At 71.1% G+C, this 277-nt stretch carries 1 protein-coding gene; it reads left to right on the top strand.

Annotation, left to right across the window (positions count from 1 at the left end; translation table 11 throughout):
* Window positions 1-277, top strand: a 277-nt coding sequence (locus IF78_RS0143035) for an ABC transporter permease (RefSeq protein ID WP_031488220.1), incomplete at both ends; no start/stop codon positions are given.

Here is a 277-nt window from a genome sequence, read left to right as displayed (position 1 = left end):
CATCGTCGACGACCCGACCAAGCTCCCCGCACCGGCCGACGTGTGGGGCGAACTGCGCGCATCCTGGCTGCAGGGCACCCTCCTCGACTACATCTGGACGTCCGTCTCACGCGGCCTGCTCGGCTTCCTGATGGCCCTCGCCATCGGCACGCCGCTCGGCCTGCTCGTCGCCCGCGTGAAGTTCGTACGCGCCGCGATCGGCCCGATCCTGTCCGGCCTGCAGTCACTGCCCTCCGTCGCCTGGGTGCCCCCGGCCGTGATCTGGCTCGGCCTCAAC

The sequence above is a fragment of the Streptomyces bicolor genome (assembly GCF_000719285.1).
In the GTDB taxonomy this organism is placed as follows: domain Bacteria; phylum Actinomycetota; class Actinomycetes; order Streptomycetales; family Streptomycetaceae; genus Streptomyces; species Streptomyces bicolor.
Note: the sequence above shows the minus strand (reverse complement) of the source record. Positions and strands in the feature narration are given on the sequence as shown.